The organism is Mycobacterium sp. UM_11, assembly GCF_001414075.1.
GTDB lineage: Bacteria > Actinomycetota > Actinomycetes > Mycobacteriales > Mycobacteriaceae > Mycobacterium.
The window spans coordinates 1-317 of record NZ_LATC01000273.1; the positions used below are offsets into that span (position 1 = coordinate 1).

Sequence of the window (317 nt, forward strand, 5' to 3'; positions counted from 1 at the left end):
GGCAGCCTGCCGCACGCGATCGCCGAGGCGACGCTGATCAGCCGCGCCGAGGCGTCGAGGCGGGTCAAAGAGGCGATCGAGTTGGGGCCCCGGCACGGGCTGACCGGCGAACCGTTAGCGCCGATCCTGTCCGCGACGGCCGCCGCTCAACGCGACGGCGCCCTGGGCCCCGGGCAGGTGGGGGTGATCCGCCGGTTCTTCCACCAGCTGCCCGCCGCGGTGGATGCACCCACCCGGGCGGCCGTGGAGGCCGACCTCGTCAGGTATGGAACGCAGTATCGGCCCGAGCAATTGGCGGGGCTGGCCGAGCATGTCGC

1 protein-coding gene is annotated in these 317 nt (G+C 73.5%); it reads left to right on the forward strand.

Annotation, left to right across the window (positions count from 1 at the left end; genetic code table 11):
* A partial coding sequence (locus tag WU80_RS24990) for a DUF222 domain-containing protein (protein ID WP_156371917.1) occupies window positions 1-317 on the forward strand: 317 nt, incomplete at both ends.